We start from the raw sequence: 25,275 nt of genomic DNA, 5'->3' as shown, positions 1-25,275 counted from the left end.
ACTTAAATAAAAAAAGCCCGGTTTACTTATCAGCAAACCGGGCAAGTAACTTATTCAGATTGATTAATTTAAGCTTTCTTTAATTTAAGAACTTCTTGTTGCAGATCTAACACGATCGAAGTAAGTTTATTCAGAGAGAAATCAGCAATCGGGAAAGTAGTACTGATATAGGCACGCGCTTCCCAAATTTCCAGAATATCATCTACCAGTATTTGATAAGGTGAATAAGACGGATTGTCGGAGTGCAGGTATAATACCGCTTCGTTTTTCATTTTATTGAAAATCCGCTTGAAAACTACACCTTCTTTCTGACTCACAATAATACAAGGAGTACCATCTTTGATGGTGGACCAATCTTCAATAAACCGGCCGATAATTACCGTACCCGAAGCAATGGGTAACATGGAATCGCCGGAAATCTCAAAAGCCCGGTGAGTACCTTGCGTACTTAACATGGGTAACCGGAAGCGCGGTAGTTCTTCAATAAATTCCGGATCGGCATAGCCATTTAAGTAACCAGCACTGGCGCGTTGCGGTACTAATTCAATGTTTTCTTTATCTTCTCTATCAACGGTAATGGCCAAAACCCGTAAATTTCCCTTAGTAGGCCGCTGAATGGCCATGCTGTGCGATTCCGTACTGGAAGACGGCAAATCTTTCGTAATTAAAACATCTAAAGAAATATTAAACAGCTTCGAGATATTTACTAAGGTGCTTAGTTTAGGCTCGGCGCGTCCTTCCTCGTAAGCGCCGATTAAAGAACGCTTGATGTTAAGCTTTTCGGCCAATTGTGACTGGGTAAGACCCGTTTGCTTTCTCAGAAATTTTAAATTAGTATTTATCATGCCTTTGTTTTCCTAATTCCTTTTACGGAAATTAATTCTTTTAGACAAAGTAAATTTACTAATTTTTTTATTATTTCTAAATCATTTAGCAAATTTATTCACTCGCATTCAGAAATAATGGCCTTATTTTCTTTAAAATAAGAGCGGAAAAGATTTAGCCGGGGAATCAGCTAGTAGTAAATACTAAAAAATAGCAAATCTCTACACTTTAGTTATTCTATTTAACTGCTTTCGCTTTTCTTTTGTAAACGGCCAAAGCCATCCGGATGGTGTTGTAATCCACGTTTCCCCCAAAATGATCGAAATAATCTTTTAATTTAGCTTCCGGACCTAGTTTAGTAATGGTAGGTTCTAATTTTTGGTAATCCGAAGCGGAAATAAATTGTTTTATATCAATGGCATATCCTTGTTCGTACAAGGAAGCCAAGTGCGAGTATATGGTAACAATATTTAGGTTACGCTGTAAAGCAATCTGATCCGGTTGGTAGCCTTGCTTGTATGCCTCCAAGGTAACTAAATGCGTAGCGCCTTTTACTTTATTTCCTTGCTCCTGCTGGTCCGTGACAAAAGAGATAATTTCGTTGATAAACGCTTCGCCGTAATTTTCCAGTTTTATCAAACCTACGCCCGAAATGGAAAGCATGGCTGGTCGGCTGGTCGGCTTTTCCTGGGCCATTTCACTTAAAGTAGTGTCGTTGAAAATAACGTAGGGCGGCACGTTTTGCTGGTCGGCAATTTTCTTGCGCAGTACGCGTAAGCGTTCAAATAATTCGTCTTTTAAAACTTCTTTCTTGCTCTTTGCTTTCACGGGCGCTACTTCTTCGGTGGCAGCATTCGGCTCAAATTTCACCAGCGCAAAAGATTTGTTTTGCAGCAATACTTCCTTACCGGCGGGGCTTATTTTGAGCGTATACGCATCGTCATAGGCAATTTCCAATAAGCCTTGGTTAATCATTTGGTGCAGGTAACTTTGCCAGTCGTTATACGGTATATCGCGACCCGCTCCGTAAGTTTTAATGCGGTCAAAATTTTTCTCTAATACTTGCTGGCTTCTGGAACCGCGTAAAACATCAATTACCAAGCCTAAAGGTGCTTTTTCGAGCATGCGGGCAATGGCCGAAAGCGCTTTTTGGGCGTGAATGGTACCGTCGAAAGAAGCGGGCGGATTACGGCAGATATCACAGTTCTGGCAGTTTTTAGAAAGCGTTTCGCCGAAGTAGTTTAATAATATTCTCCGCCGGCAACTAGTTGCTTCGGCGTATTGTTGCATGCGTTCTAATTTAACTAATTGCAATGCCTGTTGTTTCTTATCGCCTTCCGAGAGCATCTTACGCATCGCCAGCACATCGGCGTAGGAGTAAAACAACAAGGCGTTGGCCGGAGCGCCATCGCGCCCACCGCGGCCAATTTCCTGGTAATAGCTTTCAATGTTTTTAGGCAGATTGTAATGAATTACCCAACGCACATTCGATTTATCAATGCCCATCCCGAAGGCAATGGTGGCGCACATAATCTGAATATTGTCTTTCAAGAAAGCATCTTGGGTGGCGGCCCGGGCAGTAGCCGAAAGCCCCGCATGGTAATGGGCCGCTTTGAAACCTTGCGCGCTTAATTTTTGACTTAAGGATTCGGTGGTATTGCGGCTCAAACAATAAATAATGCCGGGCTGTCCTTTATGATTATCTAAAAAATCAGTAATGCGGTTAAAGCGATTACGGCCGGGTAAAACTGTTAAATTAATGTTTGGCCGGTCGAAAGACGAAATATATACCGCTGGGTCTTGTAAATGCAGTTGCTCCTGAATATCTTTTTGCGTTAAACGGTCGGCAGTGGCCGTTAAAGCAATTACCGGTACAGTGGGAAATTGTTCTTTTAAAGTGCGCAGTTGCGTGTATTCCGGCCGGAAATCGTGCCCCCAAGCCGAAATACAATGCGCCTCATCCACGGCAAACAAATTAACCTGTAAGCGTTTTAAAAAAGAGAAAAAGCCGGCAGATAATAATTTTTCCGGCGAAACATACAGTAATTTAATGGCACGTCCTAAACAAGCCGTTTCAATATTATACTGTACTTCCGCCGATTGGGTACTATTCAAAAAGGCAGCGTTCACCCCATTAGCCGCAAGCGCTTTCACCTGGTCCTGCATTAAAGCAATAAGCGGGGAAATAACCACGCAAATACCCGGCATAACCAAGGCCGGCACCTGGTAACAAACCGACTTTCCACCGCCCGTAGGCATTAAAACAATCGTATCCCGTTTAGCAAGAACCGAAGAAATAATTTCCTGCTGCATGGGCCGGAAACGTTCGTAACCAAAATACTTTTTTAATACCTCTTGTGCTGCTGTAATCATACTTACCTGTTTTGCTTTCTAACAACAAATTTAAGTTTTTAGATGCAGGACCCGAAAAAGTTTTTGGACTTATCTCCTTAATCTGGAAGTGGGTGCTATACAAATTGTAGCCTGTTTTCTAACACACTTGGTTGTACCTCGTACAACTAGACTTTATCTTACTCGGTTTAAAACTTAAATAAAAAACTATGAAATCGGAAGTAACAAATAATCTCGAACACGTTTTGATTAAATGCATTACCGCCTGCGAAACATGTATGACTTTGTGTTTGCAGGAGGAGCACGTACAAATGATGGTAAAGTGCATTCAACTGGACCGCGATTGTGCGGATATTTGTACCTTAACGGCCCGCTTTGTGGCCCGTAACTCGCCGCACGCACCCCACGTAATGCGGGAGTGCATTGAAATTTGTAAAGCCTGTGCCGAAGAATGCGCCCAGCACGACGCCGATCATTGCCAGAAGTGCGCCGAAGAATGCCAGGAATGTGCCGATGCTTGCCAGGATTGGCTGCAAACCAAAGTTGCTTAAATGCAAAAGGCCCGAGTAGTTTTCGGGCCTTTGTTATGGTAGATCAGAAATGTTATTTGGTGATCATATCGATAATAGAAGTAAGAACAGATAAAACCAAGCTAAAGATTAAAGCCCATATAAAGCCATTCACGCTAAATCCAGTCAGGATATAATCGGCTAACAAAATAATAAGGGCATTAATAACGAGTAAGAAAAGTCCTAAAGTAATAATGGTGATGGGTAAAGAGAGGACTATTAAAATAGGCTTAACAATAGCGTTTAAAATACCCAGTACAACTGCCAGTAAAATGGCGCTGCCTAAGCCGTCTATGGTTACTCCCGGTAAAATATACGCCGCTATGGCCGCTGCTACCCCGGTTAAAATTAATTTTAGTATAAAGCCCATGTTTTATTTGGTTAGGTGAAACAAATAGTAAAGTAGTAATTTTTTAGTGGAAGGATTTCAGCTTATGTTATAACCATAATGACGTGTAACTTTTAACGTAAAAACGTACTACTTACTTCACTAAACCCCTATACGCAAATAAAATAATTTGTGTACGCCGCCAGCTTTTACTCAAATGTAACCTGAGCCAGTTTGTTCGAAACGGCCATCCAATTACTAAGCTTATACAATAAACGAGCGCCTACGTTGCCATTCCAGTCCGAATTGCCGGGAGCTACTTCGCACAAGTCAAAACCAATAATTTCCCGACCTGATTTTACTAAAGCCTTAATTAAATAAATGGCTTCCTCAAATTCCAAACCTCCGGGTACAGGAGTACCGGTGCCCGGACAAAGTTTGGGGTCCAGTCCGTCGATATCAAAACTAATGTACACTTTGGGCGGTAACTGGGCAATAATTTTTTTACATTGCTTTTTCCAGGTTTTACCATCGTACATTTCATCTTTTAAAAAGGAATCAAAAAAAGTGGAAATGCGGCCATTCGATTGGTTAATAAGCTCATTTTCGGATTCGGCACTATCGCGAATCCCTACCTGAACCAATTTTTTTACCTGCGGCAACTTTAAAGCATTATACATAATAGAAGCGTGCGAATACTCAAATCCTTCGTAAGCTTCGCGTAAATCGGCGTGCGCATCAATTTGCAAAATTCCAAACTCATCGTGTTTTTCGGCCAAAGCGTGCAGTAAACCTAAAGGTGAGCTATGATCGCCGCCTACTACGCCTACTAATTGACCTTTATTTAAATAATCGGTCGCTTTTTGTTTTAACCAATGCAGTAGTTCTTTTCCTTTTTGAGTTACCTGCGCTAACAAATCATTTATTTGAGTTTCCGATAATGTAGAATTAGTGCCTTCTAAATATTGAATATAAGCGGCCGATTGGGTGCGCAAAGCAGTACTGGTTTCCTGCCAGGTAGGATCAATTGGTTCTAACGCAATGCCAATTTGCCAGGCATCTTTAATAACGGGGTCATATAAATCCATTTGGGAGGAAGCGGATTTAATGGCTTCCGGCCCGGAGGCAGTGCCGGCACTATAGGAAACCGTAACTTCCCAGGGCACCGGAATTAAAACCACTGATGCTTCTTCCGTAGTGAACGGTAAGCCATAAATACCCGCGTTGCTGTCACCTACTCCACTCGGGTCGAATTGGGCAATTTTATCTTGTTTACTTTTTTGACTATTTTCTTTTTGATTCATAACTAATTTGAAGATGAGAGAGCGGGTTATTTAAATTTTAAGCTAAGATTAGGTATTATTAAAATAAGCTTTAACAAAAAAGAGCGTTGTTAACGCTCTTCGTAAAATTTATAGGAACGAATTATTTCGAGAATCTTATTAAAAGTAATGGTATCAAAAAAAAGAAAAAGGGGAAGTTCCACCATTCCTTTATGGTCGGTAAAATGCGTTAATACGGTAAAAATAATGGGCTGAAAAAGCGGATTAACGTCGGTAATATGTTTTAAGGAATGAGCTATATCCTTTTGCGGGTATATGGGCGGTGAACCATAAATATCCGCTTTTAAAATATTTGCTAATTGCGTCACAAAGGCACCGGTAATAATATTGCTTATCTCCAGCAGCAAGGACTCTTGCATAGCAGAAAGCGGTTTTTGGTAAGGACCTTTTAAATTAAGACATACCAACGAAAGCATTTCTACGTGGTTGCCCGAAAAAAGCATTAAAGTAGTACCATTAAAATCGCCCTTAATATCTGATTGAATAATTTCGTGGGTTTCTTCGTAGCCGGAAATAAATTGAGATATTTCATTCGTTTGAATTAATTCCAAATCGGGTACTTTCATGAGCACCTTATCTTTAGCTATGGAGGCAAAAGAATCGGCGGCCCTTGCTAAGCCAATATTTAGAATTTCTTTGATAATATCTTTTTCTAATTCGGTTACTTGTAGTTCCATGAATAAATCTTTTTTATTTGGCTGCATATTAAAGAATAGAGCCATGCGTTACTTTTTAACAATAAAATAACGGGTTATTGCCGGCACATCTAATACCAGGCATACTTTACCAGTACCCAATAAGGTTACCCCTCCATAAATTTCAATATTATCTACTGGTTTGTTTAGTGGCTTTATTACAATGTCTTGCTGACGATATAGTTTATCTACAATTAAACCCAACCGACGGTTGTTGTAAATTACAATAATAATGTTTTGAACGCTGCCATTTAAGCGGGCTTTACTTCCCAAATTCATAGTAGCATCGTCGTTGTTTAAGAATTCTCTTAAATAAATAACCGGGATGGTTTCATTTTTAATATTTGCCACCAGCATATTACCGACCTCGTGCAGTTCACTTTTATCTATAGAAACTACAGAATCGGTATGCATGAGTAAAATAGCGTAATATCCATCTTCCACTTCAAAAAGTAAGGCTCCTTTTACGGCAATAGAAGTTGGTAAATGTAAGGTAAAGGTAGTGCCTTTATCTTTCTCGGAATGAACCTGAATCCGGCCACCAATAGAATCTATGGCATTTTTAACCACATCCAGCCCAACGCCACGACCTGAAAATTCGGTAACTTCTTTGGCCATGGAAAAACCTGGTTCAAACAAGTAAGATAAAATATCGCTTTCGCGTAAATCATCCACTACTTCAAAAGATAAAAATTTACGGGCGACAATGGCTTTTTTAACGGCGGGTATGTCAATGCCCCGGCCATCGTCGCTTAAGCGAATAAGAACATTATCGCGGTCGCTTTGGGCGGATAAAGAAAGGTTGCCTTGGCGGGGCTTGTTTTTTCTTTCACGATCTGCTCCTTTTTCAATGCCGTGGGTAATAGCGTTTCGAACCAAATGCAGCAATGAATCAGTTATTATTTGCAGAATGTTCCGGTCAATCTGAATATCCTGGCCAATTATATCCAGTTGAATTTCTTTTTGTTCGGCCTGCGCTATGTCGCGGACAATGCGGGGGAATTTATTAAATAACGAACCCACATTTACTAAGCGTGCGTCCATTACACTGAACTGTATTTCTTCCGTAATCCGGTACAAGTGCGAGCTAACGGATTTTAAATCTTCGTTGTTTAAATCTTTACTCAAAGAAATAATCCGGTCGCGATCAATAATCAGTTCGCCCACTAAGTTTAATAAATGGTCTAGTTTTTTAATTTGAATGTAAATTAAATCGGAGAGCGATAAATTACGGGCATTAACCTTCTGCGCTTTCGATACTTCGGTCAGATTTTTACTCGAAGTTTTATCGGCCAGAATATCCAGATTATGGATTAAGCTTTCATCCAGAATTTTATAATTTGGATCATCCACGTTAGTAATGAGCTCACCCAATAAATCTATCCCGTCGAATAAAATTGTAGCTATTTCGTTGCTAAACGTTAGTTCGCGTTTGCGAACTAGTTCAAAAGCGGTTTCGAGTTTATGCGATAAATCTGAAATTTGAAGGTAACCAATAGCCTTGGCATTGGCTTTTAAATTGTGCAGCAACCGAAATATTTCTGCCAGAATTTGGTCATCTTCCGGATTTTTTTCCAGAGTACTTATGTGCCGGTTTAAAGCATCAAAGTATTCCAAGGCTTCGGAAATAAATATTTCTTTATATTCTTGTTCTCTTGATTTCATGCGTTGTAGTAAAACAACTTAGCCGGCAAATCCGGTTGCTTAAGGCTGGCTCTTTCTTTTCCGGGAGCATCCGCTTCGGGATGGATGCGTTAAAATTAAGGCAGTGCTATAGTTAAATGAATGGGTATAATAGGAGTTGCTGGATGGCTGATCGCTAATCCTTTAAAGCATTACTTACTGTTTCCAAGACCTTCTCTTCTGAAAACGGTTTTACGATATAAGAAAAAGCGCCATTTTCCACCGCTTCATTAACAATAACTTCCTGACCAACCGCGCTTACAATAATTACTTTCATGTTGGGTTGTTCTTTTTTAATACCTTTTAATACATCTAATCCCGTGTTATCCGGTAAAATTACATCTAAAGTAATCAGGTCGGGGTTCGTTTCCCGGGCTAATTGTAAAGCAGTTTGTCCATTAGGGGCTTCTCCTACCACTTCGTAACCAGCGTCCGTGAGCATATTTTTAAGCATGGTGCGCATGTAAAAAGAGTCATCAACAATTAATATTCTTTTTTTCATCATTTATTTAAGTTATTCTGAATTTTCTTCAGGAAGTAATATCGGTAAGCAAGCCGGGCTTCATTAATCTTTTAATAGCTCTGCTTCTTCGAAAGTAAGTATTTTGTGAATATCTAATACAATAATTAAACGATCTCCTAATTTGCCAATTCCCTCAATATAGTTATCGTTAATTTGTAAATCCTGAATAAAAGAAGGCGTTTTTTCGATGCGGGAAATAGGGATAGTTAAAGAATGCGGTACTTCCCGCACCAATAATCCTATAGTAAAATCTTTGGCTTCTAACACCAGAGTATACGATTTCTGTTTTTCTTTTACTATTTCCGTGGAAGATTCCGGGGAACCAATATGAAATCTTTCTTCCAAATCCAAAAGAGCAATTATATCGCCGCGAATGTTGGCAACTCCTTTTATAAAAGAAGGTGTTTTCGGCATACGGGCAATTTCGGGAGTTAAGGTAACTTCTTTTACTTGCTCAATCCGGATACCGTATTCCTCGGAGCCCAACTTAAACACAATTAAGTGTACGCTGGGCTCGCGATTAACTTCTTTTTTCTCGCTTATTCCGTCGGTATTCATGCTTAAGATTTGAGCTTATTAGGCGCTTTCCGAACGGGTGTCTTCTTGGCATTTTCACCGTTTAAAGAAGAACGATTAGCTTCTGTTTTCGGGGAAATTACATTAGATACAGCCGGATTGTTCCGTTGAGAACCAGTTATTGGATGACCTAGAGTACCATTATTGTTGCCCGGTAAAGCTCGTCGGGCTGGTACTGTTTTAACGGGGTATTCCGGGATATGCCGGATAGATCGGCTTTGCTGGTAAGACCAGTTATCGTCCAAAAGTTTAAAGGCAGAAATTCCTAACTGCAAATCTTCGGCAATTTCGTTTAGTTGCTGGCTGGAAGCCGTCATTTCTTGCATGGAACTCGACAATTGCTTAGCTGTGCCGGCAACTTGCTGGGTACCGGAAGCCGTTTGTTCCGCAATAGCAACAACTTCTTCCACGTATTTTACTACATCTGATATAGAAGATTTTTGTACTTCAGTAGCAGTTAAAATATCCTGGGAAGTGCGCAAGGTTTCACCACTGGAAGTGGCAATGTTTTTAAAGGCTCCGGAAGCCTCAAATGTTGCATTTTTACCTTTTAATACCCGGCCTTCCATGGTGGATATAGCTGCTGCTGCTGAAGACGTATCTTTCTTTACATCGTTCACCAACGTTTCAATTTCACTCGCCGATTTACGTGAGCCTTCGGCCAGTTTCCGGATTTCTTCGGCTACTACCGCAAAGCCGCGGCCCGCTTCACCGGCCCGGGCGGCCTCAATAGCTGCATTCAAGGCCAGTAAATTAGTTTGAGAAGCAATATCGGTAATTACGCCCAAGGATTTAGAAATTTCCTGAGAACGGGTACTCAATACTTCAATGGTTTTGGCCGTTAAAGCTGCTGCCGAGGATATTTCTTCCATGTTCTTTACCACTTCGGCCACTGTTTTCAAACCAAGCTGCGACGTTTCTTCCCCTAAAATAGCCGCCCGGTTTACCACATCGGCTTTATTTGCTGTGGCCTTGGTCGCTTTCATGATTTCCTCAATCAGTTTAAAAGCTTTATCTGTTTTTAAAGCCTGATTTTGCGCTCCTTCGGCCATTTGCTGCATAGCTAAAGCTACATCTACAGTCACCCGGCTCATATCTAAACCTTTGTTGGCCATTTCTTCGGAAGAAGAACCAACTACCAGTGAGGATTCATTAATTTCACCTAACAATGAATTTAAGTTTTCTACGGCCAGGTTTAAGGCATTGGACATGGAAAGTAAATCACCGGTTGTATGAATTTCTACTTTTTGTGTTAAATCTCCTTCCGAAATGGCCCGCACTACCCGCGATACTTCCAAAACGGGAGTTACAATTGATTCAAGCAAGTCATTTAAGGTATCTACTAATTCTTTCCAGGAACCACCCACACCGTGTACAGTAGCACGTTCAGTTAATTTACCTTCCACGCCGGCTACCCTAGCCACCCGGCTCACCTCCCCGGCTAAACGGTTCAGGTCATCCACCATGCGGTTTATGGTTTCAGCTAAATCCGCAACTTCTCCTTTTGCTTCTAAAATTAATTTTTGAGTTAAGTCGCCTTTCGATACAGAGGTTACAATTTTTACTATACCCCGTACCTGCGTGGTGAGGTTAGATGCCATGGTATTTACATTATCTGTAAGGTCTTTCCATACCCCGCCAACATTCGGCACAGCCGCCTGGCCACCTAATTTTCCTTCGGTACCTACTTCTAGTGCTACGCGGGTAACCTCCCCGGCAAAAATATTCAAGGAGTCTACCATTTGGTTCAGGATATTTTTGAGTTCGAGGATTTCTCCTTTCACGTTCACCGTCATTTTCTGGCTTAAGTCACCTTTGGCAACAGCGGTAGCTACGTTGGCGATATCGCGTACTTGTAAGGTCAGGTTGCTGGCCATGGTATTCACGTTATCGGTAAGTTCTTTCCAGGTTCCCTGCACTTTTGGTACATTAGCCTGGCCGCCGAGTTTTCCTTCCGTACCTACTTCGCGGGCTACCCGGGTTACCTCATCGGCAAAAATATTCAGAGAGTCTACCATTTGGTTGATATTATCTTTGAGCTGCAAAAGCTCGCCCCGAACATCTACCGTAATTTTCTGAGTTAAGTCCCCTTTTGCCACGGCCGTCGCTACGTTTGCAATATCCCGTACCTGGCTCGTCAGGTTAGAACCCATCGAGTTTACATTATCGGTCAAAGCTTTCCAGACCCCGGCTACATTCGGCACATTAGCTTGGCCACCGAGTTTTCCTTCGGTACCTACTTCTAGTGCTACGCGGGTAACCTCACCGGCAAAAATGTTCAAGGAATCCACCATTTGGTTGATGTTCTCTTTCAGTTGCAAGAGTTCTCCTTTTACATCTACCGTAATTTTCTGACTTAAATCGCCCCGGGCAACGGAAGTAGCAACATTGGCAATATCCCGTACCTGACTGGTCAGGTTGCTGGCCATAGAATTTACGTTATCTGTCAGGGCTTTCCAAACCCCAGCTACGTTTGGTACTGTTGCTTGCCCACCTAATTTTCCTTCCGTACCTACTTCACGGGCAACGCGGGTTACTTCATCTCCGAAAATGTTCAGGGAATCCACCATTTGATTGATGTTTTCTTTTAATTCGAGAAGCTCGCCCTTAACGTTTACCGTAATTTTTTGGGTTAAGTCACCTTTAGCAACAGCGGTAGCAACGTTGGCAATATCCCGCACCTGACTGGTCAGGTTGCTGGCCATGGAGTTTACGTTATCCGTTAAGGCTTTCCAGGTTCCACCTACATTCGGCACGGCTGCCTGGCCGCCGAGTTTTCCTTCGGTACCTACTTCAAGTGCCACGCGGGTAACCTCACCGGCAAAAATGTTCAAGGAATCCACCATCTGGTTGATGTTCTCTTTCAGTTGCAAGAGTTCTCCTTTTACATCTACCGTGATTTTTTGAGTTAAATCGCCTTTCGCAACGGCAGTCGCTACGTTAGCAATGTCGCGCACCTGTGAAGTCAGGTTACTCGCCATGGAATTTACGTTATCCGTCAACGCCTTCCAAACCCCGGCTACATTAGGTACATTAGCTTGGCCCCCTAATTTTCCTTCGGTACCTACTTCTAGTGCTACGCGGGTAACTTCCCCGGCAAAAATATTCAAGGAATCCACCATTTGGTTCAGAATATTTTTGAGTTCGAGGATTTCTCCTTTCACGTTCACCGTCATTTTCTGGCTTAAGTCCCCTTTCGCCACAGCGGTAGCTACGTTAGCAATATCCCGCACCTGACTGGTCAGGTTGCTGGCCATGGAGTTTACGTTATCGGTAAGGGCTTTCCAGGTACCACCAACATTCGGCACCGCTGCTTGCCCGCCTAATTTTCCTTCGGTACCAACTTCCAGAGCTACGCGGGTAACCTCACCGGCAAAAATATTCAGAGAATCTACCATCTGGTTGATATTCTCTTTTAGTTGCAAAAGCTCTCCTTTAACATCCACCGTAATCTTTTGCGTCAGGTCACCTTTCGCAACGGAGGTAGCGACGTTGGCAATGTCGCGCATCTGGCTAGTCAGGTTGCTAGCCATTAAATTCACATTGTCGGTTAACTCTTTCCAGATACCCGCCACGCGGGGTACATTGGCTTGGCCGCCCAGTTTTCCTTCCGTTCCTACTTCGCGGGCTACGCGGGTTACTTCATCTCCAAAAATGTTCAAAGAGTCTACCATTTGGTTGATGTTCTCTTTGAGTTCGAGTAATTCGCCTTTCACGTTTACCGTAATTTTTTGAGTTAAATCACCCTTAGCTACGGCAGTAGCTACGTTGGCAATATCCCGCACTTGGCTAGTTAAATTACTCGCCATGGTATTTACATTGTCGGTTAGTTCTTTCCAGGTGCCACCAACATTCGGTACTCTAGCTTGGCCGCCGAGTTTTCCTTCGGTACCTACTTCACGGGCTACGCGGGTTACTTCATCTCCAAAAATGTTCAGAGAATCCACCATTTGGTTGATGTTTTCTTTTAGCTGAAGCAACTCTCCTTTTACATCAACCGTAATTTTCTGGGTTAAATCGCCTTTAGCTACGGCAGTAGCTACGTTGGCAATATCGCGTACCTGGCTCGTTAAGTTACTGGCCATAGTATTGACGTTATCGGTTAAATCTTTCCATACTCCGGCTACGTTGGGTACAGAAGCTTGACCACCCAATTTACCTTCAGAGCCTACTTCCAGGGCCACACGGGTTACTTCACCGGCAAAAAGATTTAGGTTATCAATGGTGCGGTTTATGGTTTCGGCCATTACTTTAAAATCGCCGGAAACCGGAATCTGGAACGTTTCGTCAAGATTCCCTTTCGAAATATTCTTTAATACCTTACCAACCTCTAATACCGGCACAGCAATAGAATCTACCAGACCATTAATATTATTGATCATGTCTTTCCAGAAGCCGGAAGCGCTTTCAGCAGAAGCTCGTGCTTTTAAGTTTCCTTCTACTCCGGCTACCTTAGAAATACGCGATACCTCCCCGCCTACACCACCAATCATTTCCACCATGGAATTATAAGCTTCCGCTATTTCCGCAAAAATATCATCGTCTTGTTTCGTAAGTCGAACGGAAACGTCTCCTTTTTTAAAAGCATCCAGAGCGTATAAAACCCGGTTAAGCTGTTCGTTCAGATACTGTTGCTCGCGTGAATCAGAACCATCTCCGGCCATAGAAGACTTACGGGCAGAATTACCCCCAACTGAAGTTTGAATTGATTTTAGAACTCTCCCGTTTTTAGGTAAGGCAGAAGTTTCTGTCGAGTCTACTGCTGTATGAGCAACTTCTTCTTTAAGTAAAGTTGGATTAGTAGCTTGGTTAACTGCCGGTTTAGCTACAGATGACTCTTCAGATACTTCAGACGTCTTGCTTTTTTCCGGTGGAGCAATCAATTTATCTTTATTCAACTTCATGTTTTTTCCTAAAGCCATATTATTTGTAAATAAAAAAGTACTGATTCTGATAATACCTATCCCAATAAACTACCCAGAAAAGGGAGCTTCCAATCAGGAATCTAAAGATATAAAATATTTAAATTAAACCGGCACATGTAAATTCCGGTATGGTGAGTATTACCATTTTTTATAGAGGAAAACGATGCTACCGAAATGGGTAAAACCAGCAATTATTCCGTAAAATTACTCAAAATTCAAGAATTTACCTTCCCTATTGCGAACTATTAAAGAGCGTGGGTAAAATGTAGAAATCTAAATTTTGGTATTTGCCAGGGTAATTGGCTAATTTAAAAATTTACATTTCCAAAAATTCTTTCGCGACAGCTAGATAATCCTGGGCCCCATTAGAAGCTGGATCATAATCCAAAATACTTTTCCCGAAAGAAGGTGCCTCGGCTAATTTCACGTTTAAACGGACTTTGGAACGGAATATTTTTTCGTCCACGCTTTCTTGCAGGAAAGCTTCTACTTCGGAGCTAAGTTTCCGGCGTTTATCATACATAACTATTACAATACCTTTAACTTTAAGCCTTGAATTTAAAGTTGTTTTTACTTGTTTTACAGTAACTAATATCTGATTAAGGCCTTGTAAAGTTAATACTTCCATTTGCAGTGGAATAAGTACTTGTTGCGAAGCGGTTAAAGCATTTAAAGTTAAAACCGATAGTGAGGGCGGACAATCAATTAAAACAAAGTCAAAACCTTTTACATCGGCCAGAATATTTTTTAAAAAGCTTTCTCTTTTCTCTTGAGTGACTAACGAAATTTCAATATCCACCAACTCGTGTGAGCCGGGCGCAACAAAGAAATTATCGTCTTTAGCAACCAGAATTTCTTTCAACTTTTTATTACCAGTAAAAACATCGGCCAAAGTAAATTGAGGTTCGGTTATGTCAAGCGAATACGATAGGTTGCTTTGCGGATCCAGGTCTACGAGTAACACTTTTTTTCCAAGTTTGCTTAATGCCCGACCTAGGTTAATGGTAGTGGTTGTTTTACCGGTTCCGCCTTTCTGGTTGATTATTGATACGATTGTAGTTGCCATAGTTTAGGTAAACCCTTGCTGCAATATAAGGTATTAGCTTAATTGATACTGTATTATAGGTATAATGCTTTTTATTTAACTTGTTAATCCTTGCGACTGAATTTTGCTATTTTTTAAGAAGCAACGATATTAGTTTCGTAACCTGAAGTTTTAGTATACTCCAGTTGGTTCCATTCTTCCATTTCGAACCATAAATGATGAACACTGCCAGTGGGTACATTTCCCCGATTAGTATTACATAAAGTAGCTATTAACATAGATACTCCAGGATTATGCCCCACTAATAATACGTTAGAGTGGTTTTTATCTATTTTAGTTAAATAATGTAAAAGCTTTGTTTTTGTACTATCATATAATTCTCGGATAGAAAGTATATCACGCTGATAATAATTAATTTTATTAGCTATAATGGAAGCAGTACTTAAGGTCCTGCGAGCACTACTGCATACAATTAAATCTGGCTTATGGCCGGATTGTTGCAACCATTCGCCGGCTTGGCTGGCTTCTAATCTTCCTTGCTCTGTTAAATCCCGATCATAATCAGCCTGGTGGAACGTAGGGTTTTCTGCCTTGGCATGACGGCAAATAAATAAGTGGTACCGCATATTTTCTATTGAACTTGTATGGTGAGAATAGGGTTTAAAAAGTACACTTTGATATTGGATTAGAATAAAACTGCTTGAATTGATAAAAGGCAAGTTTGCAATATTTTAGAAAAAATAATCATCTTTGAGAAAAAAAGGCCAGCTGGCCCAGTAGTTAGAGCACATAAATGGTTAAAAACTTAGTTATTGTTGAGTCGCCTGCCAAGGCAAAAACTATAGAAGGTTATTTAGGGAAGGACTTTATTGTTAAATCAAGTTTTGGTCACGTACGCGATTTGCCCAAGGATAATAATGCGATTGATATTAAGAATGGCTTTAAACCCACTTACATTGTTTCGGCGGATAAGAAAGAAGTAGTAGCAGAATTAAAAAAGCTGGCCAAAGAAGCGGAAACAGTTTGGTTGGCATCGGACGATGACCGCGAAGGAGAAGCTATTTCGTGGCATTTATCGGAAGCCCTTAACTTAAACGATAAGAAAACGCGCCGGATTGTTTTCCGGGAGATTACGAAGAATGCTATCTTAAACGCTATTGAATCACCGAGGGGAATTGATATCGACCGGGTAAATGCGCAACAAGCCCGCCGGGTACTAGACCGGCTGGTTGGTTTTGAATTATCCCCGGTTCTCTGGAAAAAAATTAAAACGGGGCTATCTGCTGGTAGAGTGCAATCCGTAGCGGTTCGTCTGGTAGTAGAGCGGGAACGGGAAATCGAGCGGTTTAAAGCAGACTCTGCTTTTAAAGTAACGGCTCTTTTTACCGTGGATGGTAAAAGACTGGAAGCGGAACTGCCGACCCGTTTTAAAGCCCAGGAAGAAGCACAAGCTTTTCTGGAAAAATGCCGGGGAGCGGAATACACGATTGAAAATCTGGAGAAAAAACCTTTAAAACGTTCGCCGGCGGCCCCTTTTACCACTTCTACTTTACAACAGGAAGCAAGCCGTAAATTAGGATTCTCCGTGGCACAAACTATGACGGTAGCGCAAAAGTTGTACGAAGCCGGTAAAATTTCTTACATGCGTACCGATTCGGTAAACCTTTCAAAAGAAGCGATTGAAGGCGCAACTACCCGCATTAAAGCAGCGTTTGGGGAAGAATACGTAAAAGTACGGCAATACAAAACCAAGTCTCAGTCCGCCCAGGAGGCGCACGAAGCAATCCGGCCCACTGACTTCTTCGCCAAAGAAGTTTCCTCGGACCGCAATGAACAACGGTTGTACGAGTTAATTCGCAAGCGAGCCATTGCTTCCCAAATGGCGGATGCTGAAATCGAAAAAACTACCGCTACTATTCATATATCTACTGTTAAAGAAAAATTCGTTGCTACCGGTGAGGTTATTACTTTCGAAGGTTTTCTAAAGGTGTATATTGAATCGAAAGATGACGGTGAAACGCAGGATGATGATGTGCATGACATGCTGCCGCCTTTAACCATAGGACAGTCCTTAAGCTCGGAAAGAATTCAGGCTACGCAACGATTTTCTCGGCCGGCTCCCCGCTATACCGAAGCTAGCCTGGTTAAAAAATTAGAAGAAATGGGCATAGGCCGACCTTCTACTTACGCTCCCACAATTTCAACTATTCAGAAGCGCGGTTACGTAGAAAAAGATAACCGTGAAGGCAAAGAGCGCAAATACCAGATATTAACTTTAAAGAATGATACCATCGCCTCGGAAACTAAAACCGAACTGGTGGGAGCCGAAAAAGCAAAGCTATTCCCAACCGATATGGCCATGGTGGTAAATGATTTTTTGGTTGATTATTTTCCGAGTGTGATTGATTATTCTTTTACGGCTAAAGTAGAAGAAGAATTTGACCAAATTGCGGCCGGGACAAAAGCCTGGGATAAAATGATCGAACATTTTTACACCGGCTTCCACGAAACTATAACAAGCAGTCATAATGTAGAACGGTCTACTATCAGCGGAGCGCGGGAATTAGGCTTTCACCCGGAAACCGGTAAAAAAATTACGGCTCGTTTAGGTCGTTTCGGTCCGTTTGTGCAAATGGGCGAAGAAAACGAAGATACCAAAGAAAAACCAGTATACGCCAGTTTGCGCAAAGGTCAGTTTCTGGAGAGTATTACCTTAGAAGATGCCCTGGATTTATTTAAGCTGCCTCGCATCATCGGCACTTTTGAAGATAAAGAAATGACGGCTGCTATTGGCCGTTTTGGACCCTTTGTTCGGCATAATAATAAGTTTTATTCATTGCCTAAAACCTTGGATCCATTCACGGTAAACGCCGACGAAGCTATCGAATTAATCCAAAGCAAGCGCAAGGCAGACGCGGAGAAATGCATTAAATCATTCGAGGAAAACCCGGAGGTGCAGGTCTTAAACGGGCGCTTTGGTCCCTACATTGTGGTGGGTAAGAAAAATGTAAAAATTCCAAAAGATAAAGTTCCGGCCGAATTAACTCTGGACGAATGCTTAACCTTGGCGGAACAAACACCGGATAAACCAACCCGCGGCGGCTTTAAGAAAAAAGCAGAAGCCTCGGCAGATACTCCGGCTAAAACAACCACAGCAAAGAAAGCACCGGCTAAAAAACCAGCCGCTAAAAAAACTTCTGTGGCTAAAAAAGCAACGGCTACGGCTAAAAAGAAATAAGTTTTTAAGATATTTAGCAGCAAAAAAAGCGAAGTAATTAAATTTACTTCGCTTTTTTATTACCTTAATTTAACTTAAGAAATTAATATCAGTATTAATTTATAAAGAACAACAATGGCCGCACGTAAGAAAATAGTAGTTTTAACGGGAGCAGGTATTAGCGCCGAAAGCGGCATTGCCACTTTTCGGGATGCGAATGGTTTATGGGAAGGTTATGATGTAATGGACGTTGCCTCGCCGGAGGGTTGGCGACGAAATCCGGAACTGGTTTTGAACTTTTATAACGAGCGACGCAAAAAGGCGCACCAGGTAAAGCCAAACCTGGGTCATTTAGCTTTAGCCAAATTAGAAGAAAAGTACGAGGTAATAATCATCACGCAAAATGTAGACGATCTTCATGAACGGGCCGGTTCTACGAATGTGGTGCATTTACACGGTAAATTGTTCGAATCCAGAAGTACCGTGGATGAAAACTTAGTGTACCCAATGGATGGTTGGGAGTTAAAAATGGGCGATCTTTGCGAAAAAGGTTCTCAACTGCGGCCCAATATTGTTTGGTTCGGTGAAATGGTTCCTATGATGGAAACGGCGGTAGAAGAAGCGCAGGAAGCAGATGCTTTTATGGTAGTAGGTACGTCGTTGTTGGTTTACCCAGCGGCCGGGTTAATTGATTATGTGCCCCGCGGAGTGCCCGTGTTTGTAATTGATCCCAACTTACCCGCCGTAGCCAAACGCTCTAACTTGCATTTAATAGCCGAAAAAGCCAGTATTGGTGTTCCCCGGGCTAAAACCCAACTGGAAAAAGAATTGGAAAATAAGTAAACCTAAATAGCTGTAGAAGTTAAGTAAAATCAAACATTCCTATTATTTTAATCTAAGTAGTTTTTCGTTATTAGTTGTACGTTGCTCGACTAATAATTATTTGGTAATCATCCAGCTACTATAAATGGTAATCTAAACTAATTTCGTCGAAGTACTTACTTTACATTATAAATGATTTTTGTTTTTTAACTTAACTTTCCCCAATTAACAGTAGCATCATAATATAATTTTCCCATTTGAATCTGAAGAGGCGAGGGTATATTGTTTTCGTATAACTGACCCGTTCCCAGGCCTTGCTCTCGCTTTAGATCAAATTCGGCGGTAAATTGACTAATCGCGTTTAAGCCAATATTAGATTCTAAGGCCGAGGTGATCCACCACTCTATTCCTTGCGTTTCGGCTAGATTAATCCATTTCTGAGTAGCCGCAAAACCACCCAATAAAGTCGGTTTTAAAATAATATATGCGGGTCGAATAGCTGACAATACATTTAGTTTTTCTTTACTTTCTACTAGACCAATTAATTCTTCATCCAAAGCAATAGGAATGGGCGATTGCCTAGATAAATGGGCCGTGGCATCTGTTTGCTTCGGCTTAATGGGCTGCTCAATGGAATGAATATCATATTTAGCTAATTGTTCTAACTTTTGCAGCGCCTCGGCCGGAGAAAAAGCGCCGTTGGCATCCAGCCGAATGGTTAGATTTTGACTAGAAGCTACTTCCCGGATTTGTCGTAAAAGCTTTAATTCCGTTTCAAAATCCAATCCTCCGATTTTTAATTTTAAACAAGAATAACCTTCCTGGAGTTTTTTTTCTATCTGGTGCTGCATAAACGCCCGATCACCCATCCAGATAAGACCATTAATGGGAATACCCGCTTCAGAATTCGAAAAATAATTAAAGAATAATCTTTTTTGTCCTTGGTTTTGCCAGTCCAAAAGGGCCGTTTCTAATCCGAAAACCACAGAAGGCCAATATGTTAAATTAAAGTTTTGGATTAACTCCGATAATAGTAAATTGTCTTCCTGTAAGTGTAAATCATTAAACTGATTTACCCAACTATAAAGCCAAGTCTCGTATTCTGGTCCGTATTCCGGACTTAAACCCGGCAAGGGAGCACATTCCCCCACTCCTATTATTTCTGGCTCAAGATCACTCCAAATTTTTAAATAATACACCACATGTTGCTGCATTGCTCCCCGCGAAGTACGGGCATCAAACTTAAACAAAAGTATTTTTTTTTGCACGGCGGCATGTAAAGGCATAATTCAAAATAATTATTTTAAAAACAGGAAATATTTAGTTGCTTTAACCTTTCTACAGCTTTCTTTTTAAAGTGTTTCCATTCATTAAGTGGTTATTAGAACCTAAAATTTAAAATTATTATTTTTTAGCTTTACCGTTTCTTGTACTTCATGAACTGAAGTGATTTAAACATTTCGGGATTAAATAAGTTTTAACGAAAACAAATTGAAAGGAGATATTCAGGATGGACGTTCTGGCGGTTAATACGGAAAATTATCTACTACGCTTCGGGCAAGTTCGCGAACAAACGGAAGCTTTATGCCGACCGCTATTGCCCGAAGATACTGTTGTACAACCCATCGTGGATGTTAGTCCGCCGAAATGGCATTTGGCTCATACCAGTTGGTTTTTTGAAACTTTTCTATTACAAAAATTCGCCCCAAACTATAAGGTATTTCATCCGGATTATAATTTTTTATTTAACTCGTACTACAACTCTATTGGCAGCCGGATTTTACGCCAGACCCGGGGCACCCTTAACCGTCCGCCGCTGGCAGAAATTTATCAGTACCGGGCTTACGTAAACGAGCATATCACGGAATTACTTAACCAACTTAGCGAAAACTCTTATGCAGAATTATTGCCGTTGTTTGAGTTGGGCTTGCAACACGAACAGCAACACCAGGAACTACTTGTTACAGATATCAAATACATTCTTAGTACCAATCCCCTAGTGCCGGCTTTACTGCCCGCGGAAAAATACGTGAGCCCGGCTATTAATCTACCTAAACCAGAATACTTATCGGTAGCATCGGGTTTATATGAAATTGGTTATACCGGTACTGATTTTTGTTTCGATAACGAATTAAGTGTGCACCAGGTTTGGTTAGATGAATTTGCTTTTCGGAATCAATTAGTAACCAACCAGGAATACTTGGAATTTATGGAAGCCGGCGGTTACCAGAATTTTAAATATTGGCTGCACGAAGGTTTTGACTTGGCGCAACAGGAGCAATGGGAAGCTCCTTTATACTGGACCAAACAAGCGGATGGTTGGTATCGCTTTACCTTGCACGGTTTACAAAAAGTGAATGTAGCCGCTCCGGTTACGCACATTAGTTTTTACGAAGCCGATGCTTTTGCGAATTGGGCCGGAAAACGTTTACTAACCGAATTTGAATGGGAAGTAGCAGCTAAGCACTATTTACCTAGCCGGAAACTCGGCAACTTTTTAGAAAACGGATCTTACGACCCGCAACCTTTTTCAGGGGAGCAGCCGGCTGCTAATCAATTATTAGGCGATGTTTGGGAGTGGACGTACAGTGCTTATCAGCCTTATCCGCGGTATAATAAAGCGGAAGGAGCTCTGGGCGAGTATAATGGTAAATTTATGATTAATCAAATGGTATTACGTGGGGGCTCTTGTGCGACACCCCGCAGCCACATTCGTCCTACTTACCGTAACTTTTTTCACCCGGATAAACGGTGGCAATTTACCGGCATTCGGCTCGCGGCAAAATAAACATGAAAAACGATTTGTACCCCAACGTTGTAAATATTACTAATCTGCCGTTCGAGCAACAGCAATTTGCCCAAGATGTGGTGCAAGGATTAACTAAAAAGCAGAAAACCTTATCGTCGAAATACTTTTACGATGCTACGGGTAGCAAGCTTTTTCAAAAAATAATGGATTTGCCGGATTATTACCTTACCCGGGCCGAAACAGAAATTTTTACCTATCAGAAAGAAGAAATTATATCTGGTTTTTGCTCCGCTCAACCTTTTAATTTGGTGGATTTAGGGGCGGGCGATGCTACAAAAACCAAAATTTTGCTTCGTTCTCTCCTGCAACGGCAAACTAATTTCACCTTTGTTCCGTTAGATATTTCGTTGGATGCTTTGCAGGAGTTGCAGAGTAATTTAGCTCTAGAGTTACCGCAATTACCGGTGGTGCCTTTAGCCGGCGATTATTTTAAAGCTTTGGCGCAATTAAAACGAGAGTCAGGAATGCGGCAAGTTATATTTTTTTTAGGATCTAACATTGGTAACTTTCCTTTTGCAGAAATTAAAATTTTTCTAAAAAAACTATGTCAGTTTCTGCAAGCAGGCGATCAGTTAGTAATAGGATTTGACCTAAAAAAAGATCCCCGTTTAATCCGACAGGCCTACGATGATGCGGAAGGTATAACAGCCGCTTTTAATTTTAATCTCTTACGCAGAATTAACGAAACTTTTACCGGCAATTTCGAGCTGAATAACTTTCAGCATTTTGCCGAGTATAATCCGATAAGCGGGGAAATGAGAAGTTATTTAATTAGTACTCAGGATCAAGAAGTTACCTTGCAGGATTTAGATTTTACTTTAAACTTACAAGCCTGGGAAGCCATTCATACCGAATCTTCTTATAAATTCTCAGAAGCCGAAATTCAGGTATTAGCGGCGGAAGCAGATTTAAAAACGCAGCTCATTTTTACGGATAAGAATCACTATTTTGCCGATGTTTTATTTTCCGTCGGCTAAAATCAGTTCTTCCAATGAAAACAATAAGTATGGCTTCGGGAGCAGCCTGTTTCTCCACGGCCGAAATTGTGCGGAGAGCAGCCATTAACGCTATTCAACAAGGCTACACTTCTTACGGGCCCACCGAAGGTTTACCTGTTTTACGAGAAGCAATTGTTCAACGCTACCAGAATGTAAATAATGTTCAAGTATCACCGGATAGAATTTTAATTACTGCCGGGGTAAAACAAGCCTTATTTAATTTATTTCGGGCGGTATTGCGGCCCGGCGACGAGGTAATTGCTCCGGTCGCCAATTGGTCCGGCTTTTACGCATTAATAAGCGAAGTACCGGCAAAACTGATAATGGTCCCTACCTTACCTGTCGATAATTATACCATTCACCCAACGAAACTAGCGGCAGCAATTACCTCTAAAACCTGTTTATTTATATTATGCAACCCGGGTAATCCCAGGGGCCGAATTTACTCGGAAGCCGATATAAAAAGGATACTTTCAATCTTGAAAGAACATCCGGAAATTATTGTTTTAAGAGATGAAATTTATGATTTAGTAACTTTTACCGGCCGCGTACCTTCTTTGTTAGAATTCCACGATGAGCATGAACGGTTTGTAATCGTCAATGGTTTTTCCAAAGCGTTTGCCATGTCGGGTTGGCGGATAGGTTATCTTATAGTTCCTGAGAAGTATTATCAAACCTGTTTTAAATTTCAGGAAACCACTATCTCTGGGGTAAGCCCCTTTACGCAGGTGGCGGCAGCCGTTGCTTTGCAAAACTACCAGGAGGTACTCGAACCCATGCAAAAAATTCTGACTGAGAACCGAGCTTTTATTTGTTCTAAGTTGCGGGAAATGGGTAACATTCGATTTAACGAGCCTGAAGCAACTTATTACATTTTCGCCGATTTAAACGCTTATTTACATAAAAAAACACCAGATGGAAAATGGCTGGATAGTAGCATTGCTCTGTGCCAGTACTTACAAGAAAAATACGCTTTAGAGCTGCTAGCCGGTGATTACTTTGGAGCGCCTGGGTTTGCCCGAATTTCGTTTGCCTTAGAGCCTGCCCATTTGCACGAAGCTCTAGAACGCCTTCATACTGGCTTACGTGCGTTATCATAGTACATTTAGATTATAAATAAGCGGTAGAGCGGAACTTCTAAAATTATCGTACTTTTGCCGGCCCAATTAATTTTAATCTTCTGCATGCTGGCATCTGACTTTCAATCTCATCTTAAGCAAAATTTCCATCTGGCCTATCCGGTGGTATTAAGTCAGTTGGGGCATATTCTGGTAACAGTCTGCGATAGCATTATGGTGGGTCGCACGGGTACTTTGCCTTTGGCGGCGGCTTCGTTGGGTAATAGTGTTTTTACTTTGTTTATGGTTTGGGGTTTAGGTATATCCATGGGGATAACCCCGCTGATTGCTTCGGCCGATGGACGGAAGAACCGCCGTCGAATTTCCTTATTGCTTTTCAACGGCACTTTGGTTTGTTCTATTTTAGGAGTAATTCTTTTTATATTAGGTTACAGCTTCGCTCCTTACCTGTACTTCTTACACCAGCCCCCCGAAGTAGTTCGCCTGGCCATTCCTTATCTGCAAATTTTGTTTTGTTCGCTCATTCCCTTGATGATTTTTCAAGGATTACGTCAATTTGCCGAAGGACTCTCTTTAACGCGCCAATCCATGTATATTTCGGTACTGGCGAACATTGTAAATTTTGGTTTGAATTATTTGCTGGTTTTTGGCAATCTGGGATTTCCGCGGTTAGGTTTACAAGGAGCTGCTACCGCCACCTTAATTGCTCGGCTTATGATGCCCGTTATGATGGGGATGTACATTTGGCGGGCTCCTAGGTTTGCCGAATACCGGTATAAAATACAGCGCAAGCTTATTTCCTTCAAACACATGCGGCGGATTATTCAATTGGGTTTCCCGATTGCCTTGCAAATGATTTTTGAAATGAGCGCTTTTAGCTTTTCGGCCATTATGATTGGCTGGTTAGGCGCTAAACAGTTAGCCGCGCACCAGATTGCCATAAACGTAGCCGCCGTAACTTACATGATGGCTAGCGGAATTGCGGCGGCGGCTACTATCCGGGTAAGCAACGAATTAGGCCGGGGCAGGTACCAACAAATGCGCCAGGCCGGCTACAGTAGTATATTAATGGCTTTTATGTTTATGTCGGTAATGGCGATATTATTAATACTAGGTAAAAGCCTGATTCCCTTGTTATATGTATCGGATATTCAGGTCATTCAAATGGCCGGTGGTTTGTTAATTATCGGGGCTTTATTTCAGTTATCGGATGGCGTACAAGTGGTGGGATTAGGAGCTTTAAGAGGATTAGAAGATGTAAAAGTACCCGGCTTTATTTCGCTTTTAGCCTATTGGATTATTGGTTTGCCCACGGGTTATTTTTTGTGTTTTCACGCGGGTTTAGGCGTAAATGGCATTTGGTTAGGTTTATTAACCGGCTTAACGATTGCTGCTTGTTTGTTATTTTTACGCTTTAAAAAATTGTCGGCCAGTTTCGCACGAAGAACTTAATTTTTGAGTTATTGTAGTAACTCATCATTATTCC

19 protein-coding genes are annotated in these 25,275 nt (G+C 41.5%); 7 read left to right on the top strand and 12 right to left on the bottom strand.

Annotated features, from left to right (window positions below):
* Positions 1–68: 68 nt before the first annotated feature.
* Both AHMF7605_RS05030 and recQ read right to left on the bottom strand, forming a co-directional pair.
* Positions 69–845, bottom strand: coding sequence for an XRE family transcriptional regulator (locus tag AHMF7605_RS05030; RefSeq protein ID WP_106927048.1), 777 nt, complete (start codon positions 843–845; stop codon positions 69–71).
* A gap of 217 nt (positions 846–1,062) precedes the next feature.
* Positions 1,063–3,198, bottom strand: coding sequence for a DNA helicase RecQ (gene recQ, locus AHMF7605_RS05025; protein WP_106927046.1), 2,136 nt, complete (start codon positions 3,196–3,198; stop codon positions 1,063–1,065).
* A 188-nt stretch (positions 3,199–3,386) separates the two neighbouring features.
* Here recQ and AHMF7605_RS05020 point away from each other — a divergent pair, with 188 nt between their 5' ends.
* Positions 3,387–3,728 (top strand): four-helix bundle copper-binding protein, encoded by a 342-nt coding sequence (locus AHMF7605_RS05020; protein ID WP_106927044.1) that lies wholly within the window; start codon positions 3,387–3,389, stop codon positions 3,726–3,728.
* Between the two features lie 52 nt (positions 3,729–3,780).
* Here the strand turns inward: AHMF7605_RS05020 and AHMF7605_RS05015 are convergent, their stop codons facing one another.
* From AHMF7605_RS05015 to AHMF7605_RS04975, 9 genes are all read right to left on the bottom strand, one after another.
* On the bottom strand, positions 3,781–4,116 hold the full coding sequence (locus AHMF7605_RS05015; RefSeq protein WP_106927042.1) for a phage holin family protein: 336 nt from the start codon (positions 4,114–4,116) through the stop codon (positions 3,781–3,783).
* A 167-nt stretch (positions 4,117–4,283) separates the two neighbouring features.
* Positions 4,284–5,378 (bottom strand): agmatinase family protein, encoded by a 1,095-nt coding sequence (locus tag AHMF7605_RS05010; RefSeq protein WP_106927040.1) that lies wholly within the window; start codon positions 5,376–5,378, stop codon positions 4,284–4,286.
* A gap of 89 nt (positions 5,379–5,467) precedes the next feature.
* Positions 5,468–6,139, bottom strand: a complete 672-nt coding sequence (locus AHMF7605_RS05005; protein ID WP_233218947.1) for a chemotaxis protein CheC — start codon at positions 6,137–6,139, stop codon at positions 5,468–5,470.
* Between the two features lie 3 nt (positions 6,140–6,142).
* Entirely contained in the window at positions 6,143–7,777 is a 1,635-nt protein-coding gene (locus AHMF7605_RS05000) for a chemotaxis protein CheA (RefSeq protein ID WP_106927038.1), read from the bottom strand.
* A 154-nt stretch (positions 7,778–7,931) separates the two neighbouring features.
* Positions 7,932–8,300 carry a response regulator gene (locus tag AHMF7605_RS04995; RefSeq protein WP_233218946.1) on the bottom strand — a complete coding sequence of 123 codons (369 nt, stop codon included), beginning with the start codon at positions 8,298–8,300 and terminating at the stop codon, positions 7,932–7,934.
* Positions 8,301–8,360: 60 nt separating this feature from the next.
* Positions 8,361–8,876 carry a chemotaxis protein CheW gene (locus tag AHMF7605_RS04990; protein ID WP_106927036.1) on the bottom strand — a complete coding sequence of 172 codons (516 nt, stop codon included), beginning with the start codon at positions 8,874–8,876 and terminating at the stop codon, positions 8,361–8,363.
* 2 nt (positions 8,877–8,878) lie between these two features.
* Entirely contained in the window at positions 8,879–13,558 is a 4,680-nt protein-coding gene (locus AHMF7605_RS04985) for a HAMP domain-containing protein (RefSeq protein ID WP_394336232.1), read from the bottom strand.
* A gap of 577 nt (positions 13,559–14,135) precedes the next feature.
* Entirely contained in the window at positions 14,136–14,885 is a 750-nt protein-coding gene (locus AHMF7605_RS04980; RefSeq protein ID WP_106927034.1) for a ParA family protein, read from the bottom strand.
* A 113-nt stretch (positions 14,886–14,998) separates the two neighbouring features.
* Positions 14,999–15,490 (bottom strand): SixA phosphatase family protein, encoded by a 492-nt coding sequence (locus AHMF7605_RS04975; protein WP_106927032.1) that lies wholly within the window; start codon positions 15,488–15,490, stop codon positions 14,999–15,001.
* 167 nt (positions 15,491–15,657) lie between these two features.
* Here AHMF7605_RS04975 and topA point away from each other — a divergent pair, with 167 nt between their 5' ends.
* Positions 15,658–18,102 carry a type I DNA topoisomerase gene (topA, locus tag AHMF7605_RS04970; protein WP_106927030.1) on the top strand — a complete coding sequence of 815 codons (2,445 nt, stop codon included), beginning with the start codon at positions 15,658–15,660 and terminating at the stop codon, positions 18,100–18,102.
* A gap of 114 nt (positions 18,103–18,216) precedes the next feature.
* On the top strand, positions 18,217–18,924 hold the full coding sequence (locus AHMF7605_RS04965) for an SIR2 family NAD-dependent protein deacylase (RefSeq protein ID WP_106927028.1): 708 nt from the start codon (positions 18,217–18,219) through the stop codon (positions 18,922–18,924).
* A 185-nt stretch (positions 18,925–19,109) separates the two neighbouring features.
* Here the strand turns inward: AHMF7605_RS04965 and AHMF7605_RS04960 are convergent, their stop codons facing one another.
* Entirely contained in the window at positions 19,110–20,189 is a 1,080-nt protein-coding gene (locus AHMF7605_RS04960) for an o-succinylbenzoate synthase (RefSeq protein WP_106927026.1), read from the bottom strand.
* A gap of 224 nt (positions 20,190–20,413) precedes the next feature.
* Between AHMF7605_RS04960 and egtB the strand changes: the two genes are divergently transcribed.
* The 4 genes from egtB to AHMF7605_RS04940 all read left to right on the top strand — a co-directional run bounded on the left by egtB (position 20,414) and on the right by AHMF7605_RS04940 (position 25,241).
* The gene (gene egtB / locus AHMF7605_RS04955; protein WP_106927024.1) at positions 20,414–21,691 is read left to right on the top strand and encodes an ergothioneine biosynthesis protein EgtB; all 1,278 of its coding nucleotides are present in this window, start codon (positions 20,414–20,416) and stop codon (positions 21,689–21,691) included.
* Positions 21,655–22,689: an L-histidine N(alpha)-methyltransferase gene (gene egtD, locus AHMF7605_RS04950; RefSeq protein WP_146153520.1), complete on the top strand. Its 1,035-nt coding sequence runs from the start codon at positions 21,655–21,657 to the stop codon at positions 22,687–22,689. Before egtB ends, egtD begins: the two co-directional genes overlap by 37 nt.
* 14 nt (positions 22,690–22,703) lie before the next feature.
* Positions 22,704–23,810, top strand: coding sequence for a pyridoxal phosphate-dependent aminotransferase (locus tag AHMF7605_RS04945; protein WP_106927020.1), 1,107 nt, complete (start codon positions 22,704–22,706; stop codon positions 23,808–23,810).
* An 84-nt stretch (positions 23,811–23,894) separates the two neighbouring features.
* Positions 23,895–25,241, top strand: coding sequence for an MATE family efflux transporter (locus AHMF7605_RS04940; RefSeq protein WP_106927018.1), 1,347 nt, complete (start codon positions 23,895–23,897; stop codon positions 25,239–25,241).
* The last annotated feature ends 34 nt before the right edge of the window (positions 25,242–25,275 follow it).

It is taken from the genome of Adhaeribacter arboris, from assembly GCF_003023845.1.
GTDB lineage: Bacteria > Bacteroidota > Bacteroidia > Cytophagales > Hymenobacteraceae > Adhaeribacter > Adhaeribacter arboris.
The sequence above is the reverse complement of the archived record's forward strand: the minus strand, read 5'-3'. Positions and strand labels throughout refer to the sequence as shown.